The 15,150-nt window shown below is 68.2% G+C and carries 17 protein-coding genes; 15 read left to right on the top strand and 2 right to left on the bottom strand.

What is annotated here, in order from left to right:
* The first annotated feature begins 5 nt into the window (after positions 1 to 5).
* Positions 6 to 1,172: a hydroxymethylglutaryl-CoA reductase gene (locus ACJMKZ_RS08920; protein WP_405232836.1), complete on the top strand. Its 1,167-nt coding sequence runs from the start codon at positions 6 to 8 to the stop codon at positions 1,170 to 1,172.
* A gap of 2 nt (positions 1,173 to 1,174) precedes the next feature.
* The gene (locus ACJMKZ_RS08925; RefSeq protein WP_405232837.1) at positions 1,175 to 2,833 is read left to right on the top strand and encodes a BamA/TamA family outer membrane protein; all 1,659 of its coding nucleotides are present in this window, start codon (positions 1,175 to 1,177) and stop codon (positions 2,831 to 2,833) included.
* Here ACJMKZ_RS08925 and ACJMKZ_RS08930 read toward each other — a convergent pair.
* Positions 2,830 to 3,207 carry a DUF2784 domain-containing protein gene (locus ACJMKZ_RS08930; RefSeq protein ID WP_405232838.1) on the bottom strand — a complete coding sequence of 126 codons (378 nt, stop codon included), beginning with the start codon at positions 3,205 to 3,207 and terminating at the stop codon, positions 2,830 to 2,832. The two genes, ACJMKZ_RS08925 and ACJMKZ_RS08930, sit on opposite strands and share 4 nt — an antisense overlap.
* A 151-nt stretch (positions 3,208 to 3,358) precedes the next feature.
* Between ACJMKZ_RS08930 and ACJMKZ_RS08935 the strand changes: the two genes are divergently transcribed.
* The 7 genes from ACJMKZ_RS08935 (at position 3,359) to ACJMKZ_RS08965 (ending at position 7,131) form a co-directional block, all read left to right on the top strand.
* Entirely contained in the window at positions 3,359 to 3,979 is a 621-nt protein-coding gene (locus tag ACJMKZ_RS08935; protein WP_405232839.1) for a sulfotransferase family protein, read from the top strand.
* Positions 3,980 to 4,053: 74 nt separating this feature from the next.
* Positions 4,054 to 4,725 carry a glutathione S-transferase family protein gene (locus tag ACJMKZ_RS08940; RefSeq protein ID WP_405232840.1) on the top strand — a complete coding sequence of 224 codons (672 nt, stop codon included), beginning with the start codon at positions 4,054 to 4,056 and terminating at the stop codon, positions 4,723 to 4,725.
* 18 nt (positions 4,726 to 4,743) lie between these two features.
* Positions 4,744 to 5,139 carry an MAPEG family protein gene (locus ACJMKZ_RS08945; RefSeq protein ID WP_405232841.1) on the top strand — a complete coding sequence of 132 codons (396 nt, stop codon included), beginning with the start codon at positions 4,744 to 4,746 and terminating at the stop codon, positions 5,137 to 5,139.
* A gap of 156 nt (positions 5,140 to 5,295) precedes the next feature.
* Positions 5,296 to 5,760, top strand: a complete 465-nt coding sequence (locus ACJMKZ_RS08950; RefSeq protein WP_405232842.1) for an FKBP-type peptidyl-prolyl cis-trans isomerase — start codon at positions 5,296 to 5,298, stop codon at positions 5,758 to 5,760.
* Positions 5,760 to 5,966 carry a SlyX family protein gene (locus ACJMKZ_RS08955; RefSeq protein ID WP_405232843.1) on the top strand — a complete coding sequence of 69 codons (207 nt, stop codon included), beginning with the start codon at positions 5,760 to 5,762 and terminating at the stop codon, positions 5,964 to 5,966. The genes ACJMKZ_RS08950 and ACJMKZ_RS08955 overlap by 1 nt, the downstream gene beginning before the upstream one ends.
* A 24-nt stretch (positions 5,967 to 5,990) precedes the next feature.
* Entirely contained in the window at positions 5,991 to 6,779 is a 789-nt protein-coding gene (locus ACJMKZ_RS08960; protein ID WP_405232844.1) for a CPBP family intramembrane glutamic endopeptidase, read from the top strand.
* Between the two features lie 70 nt (positions 6,780 to 6,849).
* Positions 6,850 to 7,131 carry a DUF4404 family protein gene (locus ACJMKZ_RS08965; protein WP_405232845.1) on the top strand — a complete coding sequence of 94 codons (282 nt, stop codon included), beginning with the start codon at positions 6,850 to 6,852 and terminating at the stop codon, positions 7,129 to 7,131.
* 143 nt (positions 7,132 to 7,274) lie between these two features.
* On the opposite strand, the gene ACJMKZ_RS08970 is transcribed toward ACJMKZ_RS08965, so the two are convergent.
* Positions 7,275 to 8,510: an MFS transporter gene (locus tag ACJMKZ_RS08970; RefSeq protein WP_405232846.1), complete on the bottom strand. Its 1,236-nt coding sequence runs from the start codon at positions 8,508 to 8,510 to the stop codon at positions 7,275 to 7,277.
* 150 nt (positions 8,511 to 8,660) lie between these two features.
* Here ACJMKZ_RS08970 and ACJMKZ_RS08975 point away from each other — a divergent pair, with 150 nt between their 5' ends.
* The 6 genes from ACJMKZ_RS08975 (at position 8,661) to ACJMKZ_RS09000 (ending at position 15,150) form a co-directional block, all read left to right on the top strand.
* On the top strand, positions 8,661 to 9,050 hold the full coding sequence (locus tag ACJMKZ_RS08975) for an MAPEG family protein (RefSeq protein ID WP_405232847.1): 390 nt from the start codon (positions 8,661 to 8,663) through the stop codon (positions 9,048 to 9,050).
* A 105-nt stretch (positions 9,051 to 9,155) separates the two neighbouring features.
* On the top strand, positions 9,156 to 11,333 hold the full coding sequence (gene uvrD, locus ACJMKZ_RS08980; protein ID WP_405232848.1) for a DNA helicase II: 2,178 nt from the start codon (positions 9,156 to 9,158) through the stop codon (positions 11,331 to 11,333).
* Positions 11,334 to 11,372: 39 nt separating this feature from the next.
* Positions 11,373 to 12,749 (top strand): Trk system potassium transporter TrkA, encoded by a 1,377-nt coding sequence (gene trkA / locus ACJMKZ_RS08985; RefSeq protein WP_405232849.1) that lies wholly within the window; start codon positions 11,373 to 11,375, stop codon positions 12,747 to 12,749.
* 52 nt (positions 12,750 to 12,801) lie between these two features.
* On the top strand, positions 12,802 to 14,253 hold the full coding sequence (locus ACJMKZ_RS08990; RefSeq protein ID WP_405232850.1) for a TrkH family potassium uptake protein: 1,452 nt from the start codon (positions 12,802 to 12,804) through the stop codon (positions 14,251 to 14,253).
* Positions 14,253 to 14,588, top strand: coding sequence for a tetratricopeptide repeat protein (locus ACJMKZ_RS08995; RefSeq protein WP_405232851.1), 336 nt, complete (start codon positions 14,253 to 14,255; stop codon positions 14,586 to 14,588). The genes ACJMKZ_RS08990 and ACJMKZ_RS08995 overlap by 1 nt, the downstream gene beginning before the upstream one ends.
* Entirely contained in the window at positions 14,581 to 15,150 is a 570-nt protein-coding gene (locus tag ACJMKZ_RS09000; RefSeq protein ID WP_405232852.1) for a TRAP transporter small permease subunit, read from the top strand. The genes ACJMKZ_RS08995 and ACJMKZ_RS09000 overlap by 8 nt, the downstream gene beginning before the upstream one ends.

A 15,150-nucleotide genomic window follows, 5' to 3' on the forward strand; every position in this document is an offset into this window, starting at 1 on the left:
CCCCAATGACGGAATCAGTGCCGAGGTCGCGCGACGACGACTACACCCCCGAGATGGCCGAGAAGCGGCGAGGCTTCGTCGGCGAGCGCACCGGCGTCAGGCTGAGGCACGTCGGCCAGTTCTCATTCGAGCCGTCGGTACTGCCCGGCAACATCGAGAACTTCATCGGCGTGGCCCAGGTGCCCGTCGGGCTGGCAGGCCCGCTGCTGGTGCACGGTGAGCACGCCGAGGGCGAGTTCTACATCCCCCTGGCCACCACTGAAGGTACCCTGGTGGCGAGCTACAACCGGGGCATGAAGCTGCTGCGGGCCGCGGGCGGCGTTCGCACGACGGTGCACGACGACTGCATGCAGCGGGCGCCCGCCTTCATCTTCAAGAGCGCCAGGGATGCCCGCGAGTTCGGCATCTGGATCGAGGAGAACATCGAGGCGATCCGCGAGCAGGCGGAGTCGACGAGCAGCGTCGCGAAGCTGCGTAACATCGAGCAGTACTCGGCCAGCCGGTTCCGCTATCTGCGTTTCGACTACACCACCGGTGACGCGGCCGGCCAGAACATGGTGACGCGGGCAACCCGCGCGGCCTGCGACTGGATCAAGGCCAACTATCCGGGGATCGACCACTACTACCTGGAGTCGAACTTCGCCACCGACAAGAAGAGCTCCCAGGTCAACGTGCTGCACACCCGGGGCAAGCGGGTGACCGCAGAGGCGATCATCCCGGGCGATGTGCTGAGCTCGGTGACCCACGCGCCGGCCAGCCTGGTGCTGCGGGGTCGACAGGTGGCGAATCTCGGTGCGATGCTGTCCGGGGCGAACAACAACGGCGCCCATTCCGCGAACGCCATCACGGCCATGTTCATCGCCACGGGCCAGGATGTGGCCAACGTCGCGGAGTCGAGTGCCGGCATCATCCACGCGGAACTGACGCCGGAAGGGGATTATTATTTCTCCATCACGCTGCCGTCCCTTATCGTCGCCACTCACGGCGGCGGCACGGGGCTGCCGACCCAGCGGGAGTGCCTGGAGGTACTCGGATGTTACGGCAAGGGCAAGGTGCTGAAACTGGCGGAGATCGTGGCCGCGACGGTGCTCTGCGGGGAGCTCTCGCTGGGCGGCGCCATCGTGGCAGACGAATGGGTGTCCAGTCACGAGAGTTACGGCCGCAACCGCTGAACGTGCGGCGCTGCGCCGCGATAGCCCTGCTTGCCCTTCTGCCGGCGGGTCCGGCGGCCGCGGATGACCCGGCCGCGCCCGAGCCCGCCTTCAGCTATGAACGGCCGGAGAGCCTGCCGAGCGATGAGGAGCTGGTGGCGATGGGCGCGGTGGTCGGCGAGGTCCGCGTCGACCGCCAGCAGATCTTCGACACCAGCCAGCCGGGGGAGGACCGGGCGCTCTACCGGCTGGCCAATCGCCTGCACCCGCTGACGCGGCCCTCGGTCATCACCAGCCAGCTGCTGTTCTCGAGCGGCGACCCTTACGACCCCCGCCTGCTCGCGGAATCCGAGCGGATCCTGCGCAGCAACGGCTTCCTGTTCGATGCGCTGGTGGTGCCGGTGGCCTACGAGGACGGCAAGGTGGACGTGCTGGTGCGTACCCGCGACGTATGGACGCTGGAGCCCTCGCTGTCGCTGTCGCGCTCCGGCGGCGAGAACCGCTCGCTGGTAGGGGTCGAGGACCAGAATTTCCTCGGCACCGGCGCGACCATTGCGCTGGAATTCGAGAACGACGTCGACCGGGATTCCCGCCGCGTCACCTATTCCGACCGCCAGCTTGGGCGGAACTGGATCTCGGTGGACCTGAGCTACTCGGACAACACCGACGGCTCCACCAAGGCCCTCAGCGTCTGGCGGCCGTTCTACGCCCTGGACACCCGCTGGGCCGGCGGCTTCACGGGTTTCACCGACGACCGCGAGGAATCACTGTACGAGCTCGGCGACGAGGTCGTCGACTACCGCCACGAAGAGGACCTGCTGCACGCCTGGTACGGCTGGTCGTCGGGACTCAACGACGGCTGGACGCGCCGCTGGCGCGCAGGCGTGGTCCATGACGACAACGCCTTCGGCCCGCCGGATGATCTCGTCCGGGCCGGACCGGTGCCGGAAGACCGCAAGCTCGTCTATCCCTATATCGGCGTCGAGATCATCGAGGACCGCTATACGGAGACCATGAACCACGACCAGATCGGCCGCACCGAGGACTTCTTCCTCGGCACGCGGCTGTCCGCGAGCATCGGCTGGAGCGACGAGTCGTTCGGCGCGGACCGGGACGCCTGGATCGTCTCCGGAGCCGCCAGCCGCGGCTACGGCACGCCCGCCGATCGCATGCTGCTGCTGGATGCCCGGGCATCGGCCCGGCTCGAATCCGGCAACATCGAGAACGGGCTGGTGCGGGGCTCCATCCGCTACTACCACAAGCAGTCGGAGAAACGCCTGTTCTTCATGACCCTGCACGGTGCGGTGAGCGAGAACCTGGACCTGGACAACCCGCTGCAGCTGGGCGGCGACACCGGCCTGCGCGGCTACCCGATTCGCTACCAGACCGGCGACGCGAGCGCGGTCTTCACCGTCGAGCAGCGCTACTTCACCGACTGGTACCCGTGGCGCTTCTTCCGGGTAGGCGGCGCGGTCTTCGCCGACATCGGCCGCACCTGGGGCGACAACCCGGTGGGCGGCCGCAGCCTCGGGCTGCTGAAGGACGCGGGCTTCGGCCTGCGCCTGGCGCCCACCCGGGGCGGCACCGAGAAGGTGATCCACATCGACGTCGCCTTCCCGCTGGACGGCGACGACTCCCTCGATACGGTGCAGATCAGCGTGGAAGGGAAGCGCAGCTTCTAGGACCCCCGCCTGCCGGCCCGCCGGCGCCGCAGCACGAAGCCGTAGACTGCCAGGTTGACGAGGATCACCGCGCTGCCGAGCACCAGCTGCACCGTCGGCGTCAGACCGGCGGGATAGATCAGCGGCACCACGTAGTGCTCGATGAATCCACCGCTGTAGCCCGCCTCGCCCGCGGCCGCCCGCAGGCGCTGCTCCAGCGGCGTCAGCGGACAGATGCCGCCGGTGAACTCGATGGCCGCGCCCCAGACGGCGCAGGGCAGGTGCACGGCGGCCGCCAGCGGCCAGCGCAGTGCGATGAGGCCGCCGGCCACGACGAACACGATGAATGCCGCGTGCAGCAAGAGTACGGCGTCTGCGGCCAGGTTTGCGGCCATCGGCGCTTGCCTCCCGGCGTCTTGCGTAAATCCCATAGTTACACGCCGCGCCCGCGGAGCGAAACTGGCTCGTATCGAGGCAGCCACCAGAGAGTGCCGGCGCCCGGCCGGGTTTTCCGTCCGCTCGGGCCGGCATTGGAAGGAGGGACCAGTGAACGAGTCGGCAACAGGTATCCGCGTCATCGGCGCGGGGGTCGGCAGGACGGGCACCCATTCGCTGAAACGCGCGCTCGAGCACCTGCTCGGCGGACGCTGCTACGACATGGACGAGGTCCTCGCGCACCGGGAGCACGAGACCGTTTGGAAGGCGGCCGCGGAGGGGCGCATGCCCGACTGGCGGCGTTTCCTCGGCGACTACGCCAGCACGGAGGACTGGCCGGCGGCCGCGTTCTGGCCGGAACTCGTCGAGGCGTTCCCGGATGCCTTCGTGCTCCTCTCCCATCGCCGCGCCGAGGACTGGCTCCTGAGCGCCCGGGCGACCATTTTCCAGGCGATGGAGGAGGACGAGGACACGCCGTGGGGAGACATGATCCACGCGATCATGCGCGAGCGCTTCACCGACCTGCTCGAGGACGACAACGCCTGCCTCGAAGCCTACGAGCGGCACAACGCCGCGGTGCGCGCCGCGGTAGCGCCGGAACGCCTCATCGACTGGCCCACGGGCGCCGGCTGGGAACCGCTGTGCGAGGCGCTCGGCGTCGAGGTGCCGGACATGCCGTTCCCGCACGTGAACACCACCCGTGAGTTCCGGGAGCGGGTGAGAGCGCACTGACGTCTCCCGTTGCGGTACCCTGTGCGCCGGCGTGCCGCCGCGCCGTCGCCAGCGTGTCGCAACGAGGAGAGAACATGATCACCGTCCATCACCTGGAAGACTCGCGCTCGCAGCGCGTGCTGTGGCTGCTCGAGGAACTGGGCGCCGACTACGAAATCCGCCGCTACGAGCGCGATCCCGAGACCATGCTCGGCCCCGAGTCCCTGAAGGAAGTGCACCCCCTGGGCAAATCGCCGGTGATCGAGGAAGACGGTCGCGTCGTGGCGGAGTCCGGCGCCATCATCGAATACCTGATAGCCCGCCACGGCGGCGGCCGGCTGATCCCGCCGGCGGACACCGACGAGCGACTGCGCTATACCTACTGGCTGCACTATGCCGAAGGCACGCTGATGCCGCTGTTCGTGATGGGCCTGGTATTCGAGCGCCTGTCGCAGCCGCCCATGCCGCTGCTGCTGCGCCCCGTCGGCGGCCTGATCGGCGCCGGCGTCAGGAAGTCGTTCATCGAGCCCCGCCTCGAGCAGAATCTGGGCTTCATCGAGGATGAACTGGGGCGCAGCACCTGGTTCGCCGGCGAGGAGCTCACCGGTGCGGACGTGCAGATGAGCTTCCCCCTGGAGGCCGCCGTGGCCCGGGGCGGCGTCGGCGACGCCTGTCCCCGCATCCGCGCCCTCGTCGAGCGCGTGCACGCGCGGCCGGCCTACCGCCGGGCTCTGGAGCGCGGCGGCCCCTATTCCTACGCCGACTGAGTCCGGGAGAGGATTGCCATGACCGTTATGGCCGTCTGCATCGCCCTGCTGGGGCTGCTCGTCTTCCTGCTCGGCCTGGCGGTGTCGCTGGCCCGGCAGCGCGGCAAGACCGGCGTCGGCTACCCCGACGACCCCGCCGACCCGCTGCACAAGCTGGTCCGCGCTCACGGCAACACCATCGAGTACGCGCCCATGCTGGCGCTGCTCATCTGGGTGGCCGGCACCGCCACCAGCGCGGCCTGGCTGCAGTGGATCATGATCGGGGCGACGGCCAGCCGCTACATGATCGTCGCGGGCATGTTGCTCGCGCCGTCGCTGCGCCACCCGCACCCGCTGCGATTCCTCGGCGCGCTGGGCACTTACGTCTTCGGCACGGTGCTGTGCCTCGACCTCCTCTACCGGGCGCTGGCCTGACGCGAGAGCCCCGCCCGCCCTGCATAACGGCGCCGAAAACGTTACCCTACCGGCAGTGACCCCGGGGACCGGCATCGCGCCGGCGCCTCCGGGCGCGACAATCCACGAAGCGGTGTGGCCGCGACCGCCCCGCTGATGAGAACCATGGAGAACCCTGTGAAGATTGCTGAAAACTGTGTCGTCGCCATCGACTACACGCTGACCGACGACGACAAGAACGAGCTCGACAGCTCCGCGGGCCGCGAGCCGCTGAAATACCTGCACGGTGCGCAGAACATCATCCCGGGCCTGGAGAAGGCGCTGGCCGGCAAGGCCGAGGGCGACGAGGTGCAGGTCACGGTGCAGCCGGAAGAGGCCTACGGCCCGGTGAACCCGGACCTGATCCAGAAGGCCCCGCTGAGCGCTTTCCAGGGCGTCGAGGAAGTGAAGCCCGGCATGCAGTTCCAGGCCGAGGGGCCCAACGGGCAGACCCAGATCATCACCGTGCGCGAAGTGCATGACGACGGCGTTTCCATCGACGCCAATCACCCCCTGGCCGGGCAGGTGCTGCACTTCGACGTGAAGGTCCAGGAAGTCCGCGAGGCCACCGAGGAAGAAGTGGAACACGGCCACGTGCACTGATGTCGGACGACCGGATCGATAATGTCGAGGCGAAGGTGGCCTATCTGGAGGACGCGAACGAGACCTTGAGCGGCGAGGTGGCCGCGCAGCTGCGCATGATAGAGAGGCTGGAGTCCCGGCTGGCGCTGGCTCTCGAGCGCATCGGCGAGCTCGAGTCGGGCCCGTCGGACGAGCCCCGGGGAGACGAACCGCCGCCCCACTACTGATCCGGGCGCGGGGACAGCCGGCACATGGATGCTCTGGCCGTCGTCGCCAACCTCATACTGATCGCGATCCTGATCGCGATGTTCGTGGAGGCGGTGCAACGCCGCCTCTTCGCATCTCCCTGGCTGCGCTACGGTCTCGCGGCGGCCGCGCTGCTCGTGGCCGCGGACCTGGCCGTCTACCTGCTCGAAGCCGATTTGCGGCAGGTGGTGCCGGCGTGGTTCTACCTGATCGCCACCGCAATACTTATCGCCCGCGCCGTGACCGAGGCCGTGGTGGGACTGTCCGCCGCCGACAGGCTCGGTCTGAAGCCGCTGCCGCTGGTGCGTCCGCGGACGGACGGCGAGAGGCGCAGCGCCCCGGCCGTCGTGGCTGCGGGCATCGCCGGCGGGCTCGTCATCGCGGCGTGGAGCGCAGCCCTGTTCCTCGTCACGGCACCCGGCCCGGCCGGCGGCGGCGCGATCGCTCCCTGGCAGATGCCACAGGGAACCGCCCTCGCCTGGTTCCTGACCGCCCTGGTGGTCACGTCCCTGGGCGAGGAGCTGACCTTCCGACTCGGCATCCAGAATTACTTCGGCGCGCTGTTGGGTCGCGGCGCGGCCGGCTACTGGGCCGCCATCGTCCTGTCGTCCGCGCTGTGGTCCCTAGGGCACATCGGCCGGGTGGATCCGGAGTGGGTGAAATTCGCGCAGATCTTCCCCGCCGGGCTCGCGCTCGGCTGGCTGTTCCGATACGCCGGCTTCGAGGCCTGCGTCATCGCCCACGCCGTGCTTAACCTGATAATGCCCTTCGCGACACCGAAACTGCTCGCATGAGCGCCGCCGCCGTAGCGCGGATCGTCCGCATGGCATAATCGGGACACCACGCAGACAGACGGATACGCCAGTGACCGAAAAGGATCGATTGAAGGATCACCTCCACACGCTGCACCGGGAGCTCGAAGGCTCGGAGCAGCTGGACGAGGACATGCGCAGGCTGCTGACCCAGGTGGACGAGGACATCCACCGGCTGCTCGATCAGGGCGGGGAGGCCGCCACGGAGCCGGAGGGAGCGGACGCGCTCAGCGACCAGGTGCGCGAGACGGCCACCAACTTCCAGGCCGAGCACCCGCGCACCTACCGCGTGCTGCGGGAGATAGCGGACACGCTGGCGAAACTGGGCATCTAGTACCGTGGCCAGGATGACGGCGGTGACGACCGGCCTGACGGCAGCCGTCGCGGAGCGGCGGGTGGCCGCGCTCACCGAGGCCGTGGACGCGGAACGCGGCGGCAGGGACGCCGAAAAGGACAAGCCGCCGGAGTGAGGCCGGGTCAGGCGGCCGAGAGCTGGCGGATCCGCGGCACGAATATCATCAGCAGTGCGGCCGAAAGTATGGGCAGGAGCGAGACCACCACGAACAACGGCCGGTAGGAGTGGTTCTCGATGAGCCAGCCGGCCATCGGCGCGAACAGCGCCGCGCCGAGGCTGCCGATCGCGCCGTATGCACCCCATACCGAGGCCACCCGCCCGGCGGAGAACAGATCCGAGGGCAGGGTGAAGAACACCGAGCTCTTCACCTGGATGGAGAACATGCCCAGCGATATCAGCGCGATGGCCACGTACGGCGATCCTGCGGTGGCGGCCGGCATGGCCCCCAGCATCAGAAGCGCCCCCAGCCAGATCACGAACTTGCGCGAGAAGTCGATGCTGCGCCCGTTCTTGATGATGCGGCTCGACAGCCAGCCGCCGAACCAGGCGCCGAGATCCGCCGCCACGAAAGGTATCCAGGCGAACAGACCGATCTCGCGCAGGTTGAAGCCGCGCTCGTCCGCCAGGTACAGCGGCAGCCAGAAGACGAAGAAATAGAACGGCCCATCGCTCACGAAGCGGGAGATCATGAGACCCCAGAACTCCCGGTGCTTCAGCAGCTCCGCCCAGCCCTCTCCGGCCTGCTGGGGGGCCCGCTCGGCGAGGATGAGATTTCGCTCGGCGGGGGTGATGCGGGGGTGTTCCTCCGGCAGGCGGAACCAGCGGTGCCAGAACCAGGCCCAGACCAGGCCGATGCCGCCGGGCACCAGGAACGCCCACTCCCAGCCGAAATTCTCGATCAGTCCGGCCGCCAGCGGCGGCGTGATAATGGAGCCTGCGCCGGCGCCCAGCATGAAGATGCCGACGGCCGTGGAGCGTTCGCTGGCGGGGAACCACTGGGCCACCGCCTTCAGAGCGGCCGGGAAGTTCGCGGCCTCGGTCAGGCCGAGCGTGATCCGCAGCACCAGGAAGCTCGCCACGCCGCGCCCGAGCGCGTGCAGCATGGTGGAGAGGCTCCACAGGCCGGCCGCGAGCGTGAACGACAGCCGGGTGCCCAGCCGGTCGATCACCGGTCCGGTCAGCAGCTGGCCCAGCGCATAGGCGCCGAGGAAGGCCGAGGTCAGCCAGCCGTAGTGCTGATCGCTGATCCCGAACTCGTCCCGGACCACGGGCGTGACCATGCCGAAACTCAGCCGATCGACGTAATTGATGGTCGTGATGACCGCCAGCATGATGGCGATCCGCCAGCGCACGGCCATAGCGCAACCTCGCTCTCACTCTGCGTTGCCCGCTCGCCTGCTCCTCCGGCTGCAGGACACCGGGCGGCCGATACTACCGCGGCGGTTTCTGCGGTTCATCCGCGCCCGGGTTAAACTCGCTCCGTCGATCCGACGATGGGGAGGCAAATCATGACTACCGAGCTGAAATACCTGGCGTTGGCAGCAGCCTGGAATGCGGTTATCTGGATACCCTACATCCTCAACATGATCTCGGTACGAGGACTGAAGGAGGCGGTGGGCTATCCCGATAACCCGGCGCCGATGGCGGCCTGGGCTGAGCGATTGAAAGCCGCGCACTATAACGCAGTGGAGAATCTCGTCCTTTTCGCGGCGGTGATCCTGGTGGCCGATGCCGCGGGTATCGCCAATGACGCGACGGCGGCATCCGCGGTGGTGTTCTTCTGGGCCCGGGTCGTGCACACCCTCTCGTATACTTTCGCCGTACCCTGGGTGCGCACACTGTCCTTCGCCGTTGGCTGGGCCGCCGTGCTTTGCATCCTGAGCCAGATCCTGCTCTGAATGAAGGCGCGGCGGCGGCCCGCCGCCGCACTTCCTCCGGTATAATCGCGATCCCGGCAGCCGCCAGCCGGGCGCCCCCGTTCACACTTCAACTCGCGCGACTCCATGGACGTCACCTCTATCATCGATCCGCTGAACGACGCTCAGCGGGAAGCGGTTACCGCACCCGACGAACCCGTGCTGGTTATCGCCGGCGCCGGCAGCGGCAAGACGCGGGTGCTGGTGCACCGCGCCGCCTGGCTGATCCGGGTGGGCGGCGTCGCGCCCCAGAGCCTGCTCGCGGTGACCTTCACCAACAAGGCAGCGAACGAGATGCGCAGCCGCATCGAGAGTCTGCTGGACATGCCCGCGCAGCATCTGTGGATCGGCACCTTCCATGGCCTCGCCCACCGCCTGCTGCGCCGCCACTGGCGCGAGGCCGGCCTGCCCCAGTCGTTCCAGATCATCGATTCCGACGACCAGCAGCGGCTGATCAAGCGCATGCTGCGCGGCATGGAGCTGGACGAGTCGCGCTGGGTGCCGAAAGAGGTGCAGTGGTTCATCAACAACCAGAAGGACGAGGGCCTGAGGCCCGACCACCTGGACGACGGCGGCGACCCGAACCGCCGGCGGATGATCGAGCTCTACGGGGCCTACCAGGAGCAGTGCGACCGGGCCGGCCTGGTGGATTTCGCCGAGCTGCTGCTGCGTGCCCATGAACTCTGGCGCAACGACCCGGAGCTGCTGGCCCATTACCAGCGCCGCTTCCGCCACCTGCTGGTGGACGAATTTCAGGACACGAACGCCATCCAGTACGCCTGGCTGAGGATGCTGGCCGGCACCAGCGGCATCCCCTTCGTGGTGGGCGACGACGACCAGTCCATCTACCGCTGGCGCGGCGCCCGTGTGGAGCATATCCAGCGCTTCCAGAAGGACTTCCCCGGCGCGAGGGTGGTGAAACTCGAACAGAACTACCGCTCGACCGGCACCATCCTCGAGGCCGCCAACGCCATCATCGCCAACAACGACGGCCGCATGGGCAAGAACCTGTGGACCGATGGCAGCGAAGGCGAGCCCATCCGCATCTACTCGGCCTTCAACGAGCGCGACGAGAGCGACTTCGTCGTGAACCGCATCCGCGACTGGGTGGCCCAGGGCAACGCCCGCGCCGACGCCGCCATCCTGTACCGCTCCAACGCCCAGTCCCGGGTGCTCGAAGAGGGGCTCGTGAACGCGCGAATCCCCTACCGGGTGTACGGCGGCCTGCGCTTCTTCGAGCGCGCCGAGATCAAGGACGCGCTCGCCTACCTGCGGCTCATCGCCAACCGGGACGACGACGCCTCCTTCGAGCGGGTGGTGAACACGCCCACGCGGGGCATCGGGGCGCGCAGCGTGGAGGCCATGCGCTCCTACGCCCGCGCCAACGCCTGCTCGCTGTGGCGCGCGGCGGGCGCGCTCGCCAGCGACGACGGCGTGAACGCGCGCGCTGCCAACGCCATCCGCGCCTTCCTGAACCTCATCGAGGTGCTGGACCGGGACACGAAGGGCCTGGACCTGCACGAGCAGGTGGACCACGTCATCGGCGCCAGCGGCCTCGTGGAGCACTTCCGCAAGGAGAAGAGCGAGCGCGCCATCACCCGGGTGGAGAACCTGGAGGAACTGGTGAGCGCCGCCCGGGGCTTCGACCCGGAGGCGAGCGACACCGACATGCCGCCGCTTGACGCCTTTCTCGCCCACGCGGCGCTGGAGGCGGGCGAGGGCCAGGCGGACGCCTGGGAGGACTGCGTCCAGCTGATGACCCTGCACTCGGCCAAGGGCCTGGAATTCCCGCTGGTCTTCCTCTGCGGCATGGAGGACGGGCTGTTCCCCCACCAGCGCTCCATCAACGACCCGGGCGGGCTCGAGGAGGAGCGGCGCCTGTGCTACGTCGGCACCACCCGGGCGATGCGCCAGCTCTACATCACCCATGCCGAGCAGCGGCGCCTGCACGGCACCGACAGTTTTTCGCTGCCGTCGCGCTTCATCGCCGAGATCCCGACCGAGCTCGTCGAAGAGATACGGCCCCGTGCCCAGATCAGCCGGCCCGTGGTCTCCCCGGCCAGGCGCCCGTCCCGGTCCGGCCGCGAGCCTGCCGGCGGCGAGGACGGCATCCGGCTCGGCCAGCGGGTGCGCCACGGCAAATTCGGCGAAGGCGTGGTGCTGAACTGCGAGGGTCAGGGCGCCCACGCCCGGGTGCAGGTGAACTTCGAGGGCGCCGGCACCAAGTGGCTGGTGCTCACCTATGCCAACCTGGAACTGATGTAAACTGGCCACAGGTCCGGGGGGCCGACAGCCGGCAAGAACATGAAGATACTCATACTCGGCGCAGGGCAGGTCGGATCCTCGGCCGCCTATCACCTCTCCCGGGAGGAAGCCAACGAGGTCACGGTCGTGGACCGCAGCCCGGAAGTGCTGCGCGAGCTGCAGGACCGCCTCGACATCCGCACCGTCGTGGGCCATGCCGCCTATCCGGACGTGCTCACCCGGGCCGGCGCGAGCGACGCCGACATCCTCATAGCGCTCACTGACAGCGATGAGACCAACATGATCGCCTGTCAGATCGCCTACACCCTCTATCACACGCCCACCAAGATCGCCCGCATCCGTGCGGCGGAATACATGAACGCGAAGAAGCTGTTCAGCCAGGAGTCCCTGCCGGTGGACGTGCTGATCAGCCCGGAGCAGCTCGTCTGCGAATACGTGGAGCAGCTCATCCTGTATCCGGGCGCGCTGCAGGTGCTGGAGTTCGCCGACGGCCGGGTGCGACTGGTGGGCGCCAGGGCCGACCGGGACGGGCTGCTGGTGGGCCAGCAGCTGAAGAACATGAAGGAGCACATCCCGAACACGGAGGCCCGCATCGCGGCCATCTACCGGGACGGCCACAGCGTCATGCCGGACGGCGACACGGTGATCCGCGAGGGCGACGAGGTCTTCTTCCTGGCGGCGCGCAAGGACATCCGCGTTTTCATGAGCGAGATGCGCAAGCTGGACGACCCCATCCGCCGGGTGGTCATCGCCGGCGGCGGCAACATCGGCTTCCGTCTCGCCATGGCGCTGGAGCAGACCAACCAGGTGAAGATCATCGAACGCAACCCGGAGCGGGCGCGGCGCATCTCCGAGCAGCTGGCCAAGGCCATCGTGCTGGTGGGCGACGCTGCCGACGAGGAGCTGCTGCTCGAGGAGAACATCGACTCCACCGACGTCTTCTGCGCGCTCACCAATGCGGAGGAGGCGAACATCCTGTCGGCGATGCTGGCCAAGCGGCTGGGCGCGCACAAGGTGATGGCGCTCATCAACCGGCCCTCCTACGCCGAACTGGTGGAGGCCGGCACCATCGACATCGCCATCTCGCCCCAGCAGGTCACCATCGGCTCGCTGCTGGCACACGTACGCCGCGGCGACGTGGTGAAGGTGCATTCGATGCGCCGCGGCGCCGCCGAGGCCATCGAGGCCGTCGCACACGGCTCGCCGGAGAACTCGAAGGTGGTGGGCCGCAAGATCGAGGACATCCCGATACCGCGCGGCACGACCATCGCGGCGCTGGTTCGGGACGACCAGGTGATCTTCGCCCATCACGACACCGAAGTGCAGGCCGACGACCACGTGATCCTCTTCATGACGGACCGGCGCCGCATCGAGGAAGTGGAGGAACTATTCCAGGTCGGCGTCTCCTTCGTCTGACCGGTATGGCCGTCTCTGCGAGTCACAGCCAGCGGCGGGGATCGGCGGAGCGATGAACCGGGTCGTCGTCCAGCGCATCCTCGGCCTGCTGCTGATGATGTTCAGCGTCACGATGCTGCCGCCGGTGGTCGTCTCGCTGATCTACGGCGACGGTGGCTGGCTGGCGTTCGTCGAGGGCTTCCTCCTCAACCTGGCGGCGGGCTTCTTCCTCTGGCTGCCGGTCCGCGACGCCCGGGCCGACCTCAGGCTGCGGGACGGCTTCCTGGTGGTGGCCTCTTTCTGGCTGGTGCTTGGCACGTTCGGCGCCGCACCGCTGTATTTCTCCGACGTGCCCACGATGTCGTTCACGGACGCCGTGTTCGAATCCATGTCCGGGCTGACGACCACCGGCGCGACCGTGCTGACCGGGCTCGACGCCCTGCCGCGCTCGATCCTGTGGTACCGCCAGCAGCTGCAGTGGCTGGGGGGCATGGGCATCATCGTGCTGGCGGTGGCCATCCTGCCCATGCTCGGCGTCGGCGGCATGCAGCTCTACCGGGCCGAGACGCCGGGCCCGATCAAGGACACCAAGCTCACGCCGCGCATCACCGAGACCGCGAAGGCGCTGTGGTATCTGTACCTCGGCTTCACCATCATCTGCGCGGCTTCCTACTGGGCAGCCGGCATGAGCGTGTTCGACGCGCTGTGCCACAGCTTCAGCACGGTGGCGATCGGCGGCTTCTCCACCCACGATCTCAGCATCGGCCATTTCCAGTCCACCACGATCAACCTCATCGCGGTGGTGTTCATGTTCCTGGCCGGCATCAACTTCTCGCTGCATTTCTTCGCCTGGCGCTACAGCAGCATCGTCCACTACTTCAAGGACCCCGAATTCCGGGCCTATTCGTTCATCCTGATGATGCTGGTGGCGACTATCGTCGTGGTGCTGGCGCTGCGGGGCACCTACGAAAGCCCGCTGCAGGCCGCGGAGCACGGGCTGTTCCAGGCCGTGTCCATCGCAACCACCACGGGGTTCACTACCGCCAACTATTCGGCCTGGCCCGGCGCCCTGCCCGTGCTGCTGATCTTCGCGAGCTTCATCGGCGGCTGCGCGGGCTCCACGGCCGGCGGCATGAAGGTGATCCGCTGGCTGCTCATCTACAAGCAGGGGGTGCGCGAGATCGCGCGGCTGGTGCATCCCAGTGCAGAGATCCCGGTGAAACTGGGGCCGAGAGCGGTGCAGGCGCGGGTGATCGAGGCGGTGTGGGGCTTTTTCTCGGTGTACGTGGTGGTCTTCGCCGTCATGATGATGTTGATGCTCTCCACGGGCCTGGACCAGGTGACGGCCTTCTCGGCGGTGGCGGCGGTGCTGAATAATCTGGGTCCCGGGCTGGGGGACGTCGCCAGCGGCTTCATGTCCGTACCCACGCTGGGCAAGTGGGTGGCGATCCTCGCGATGGTGATGGGGCGGCTGGAGATATTCACCCTGCTCGTGCTGGTGACGCCGATATTCTGGAGGCGCTGATGGCGGGCGATCGGCTGCAGGCATTGCAGAAGCTGCTCGACGGCGGGCGGGAGGACGCCCTGCTGCGCTATTCGCTGGGCAACGAATGGCTGGCCGCCGCCGAACCGGCGGAAGCCGTGCGCCACCTGGAGCGGGCGGTGGAACTCGACCCCGGCTATTCCGCCGCCTGGAAACTGCTGGGCCGGGCGCTCACCGATACCGGCGACGCCGGCGCGGCGGCGGCCGCCTACCGGCGCGGCATCGCCGTGGCCGAGGAGCGGGGCGACCAGCAGGCGGCGAAGGAGATGCAGGTCTTCCTGCGACGCATCGAGAAGGCGGGCGGCGCGGATGAGTGACCGGGCGGCGAAAATTGCCGCCATCGCCCGCAGGGTCGACCGGGTGAGCACGGCGAGCGGCCGCGCGGTCTCCTGGCTCACACTGGTTATGGTGCTGGTGACGTTTCTCGTCGTGGTGCTGCGCTACGTCTTCGACGCCGGCTTCATCTGGCTGCAGGAGAGCATCACGTGGATGCACGCGGCCGTGTTCATGCTGGGTGCAGCCTATACGCTCGAGCAGGACCAGCACGTGCGCGTGGACGTCTTCTACCGGGGCCTGTCCGAGCGGGGCAAGGCGGTGGTGGACATCGCCGGCGTGCTCGTGCTCCTGCTGCCCCTGATGGTGTTCTTCCTCTGGCAGTCGTGGGACTACGTCGAGACCTCGTGGCGCATCGGCGAGTCGTCCCGTGAGGCCGGCGGACTGCCGTATCCCTGGACACCGCTGCTGAAGAGCTGCCTGCTGGTGATGCCGGCGGCCGTGGCCCTGCAGGCGGTCGCGCTGTTGCTGCGCTCCGCGCTCACCCTGTCCCGCGGCTACCGGGTCCCGGCCGTGGACGGCGACAGCGAAGACATTCGAGGCTGA

Source organism: Lentisalinibacter salinarum, from assembly GCF_040706555.1.
GTDB lineage: Bacteria > Pseudomonadota > Gammaproteobacteria > Steroidobacterales > Woeseiaceae > Lentisalinibacter > Lentisalinibacter salinarum.

What these genes read in the sequence shown, in the direction of transcription:
- ACJMKZ_RS08920 (WP_405232836.1), top strand. Translation starts at nt 6, where the DNA reads ATGACGGAATCAGTGCCGAGGTCGCGCGACGACGACTACACCCCCGAG.
- ACJMKZ_RS08930 (WP_405232838.1), bottom strand. Translation starts at nt 3,207, where the DNA reads ATGGCCGCAAACCTGGCCGCAGACGCCGTACTCTTGCTGCACGCGGCA.
- ACJMKZ_RS08940 (WP_405232840.1), top strand. Translation starts at nt 4,054, where the DNA reads ATGATCACCGTCCATCACCTGGAAGACTCGCGCTCGCAGCGCGTGCTG.
- ACJMKZ_RS08945 (WP_405232841.1), top strand. Translation starts at nt 4,744, where the DNA reads ATGACCGTTATGGCCGTCTGCATCGCCCTGCTGGGGCTGCTCGTCTTC.
- ACJMKZ_RS08955 (WP_405232843.1), top strand. Translation starts at nt 5,760, where the DNA reads ATGTCGGACGACCGGATCGATAATGTCGAGGCGAAGGTGGCCTATCTG.
- ACJMKZ_RS08960 (WP_405232844.1), top strand. Translation starts at nt 5,991, where the DNA reads ATGGATGCTCTGGCCGTCGTCGCCAACCTCATACTGATCGCGATCCTG.
- ACJMKZ_RS08970 (WP_405232846.1), bottom strand. Translation starts at nt 8,510, where the DNA reads ATGGCCGTGCGCTGGCGGATCGCCATCATGCTGGCGGTCATCACGACC.
- ACJMKZ_RS08975 (WP_405232847.1), top strand. Translation starts at nt 8,661, where the DNA reads ATGACTACCGAGCTGAAATACCTGGCGTTGGCAGCAGCCTGGAATGCG.
- uvrD (WP_405232848.1), top strand. Translation starts at nt 9,156, where the DNA reads ATGGACGTCACCTCTATCATCGATCCGCTGAACGACGCTCAGCGGGAA.
- trkA (WP_405232849.1), top strand. Translation starts at nt 11,373, where the DNA reads ATGAAGATACTCATACTCGGCGCAGGGCAGGTCGGATCCTCGGCCGCC.
- ACJMKZ_RS08990 (WP_405232850.1), top strand. Translation starts at nt 12,802, where the DNA reads ATGAACCGGGTCGTCGTCCAGCGCATCCTCGGCCTGCTGCTGATGATG.
- ACJMKZ_RS08995 (WP_405232851.1), top strand. Translation starts at nt 14,253, where the DNA reads ATGGCGGGCGATCGGCTGCAGGCATTGCAGAAGCTGCTCGACGGCGGG.
- ACJMKZ_RS09000 (WP_405232852.1), top strand. Translation starts at nt 14,581, where the DNA reads ATGAGTGACCGGGCGGCGAAAATTGCCGCCATCGCCCGCAGGGTCGAC.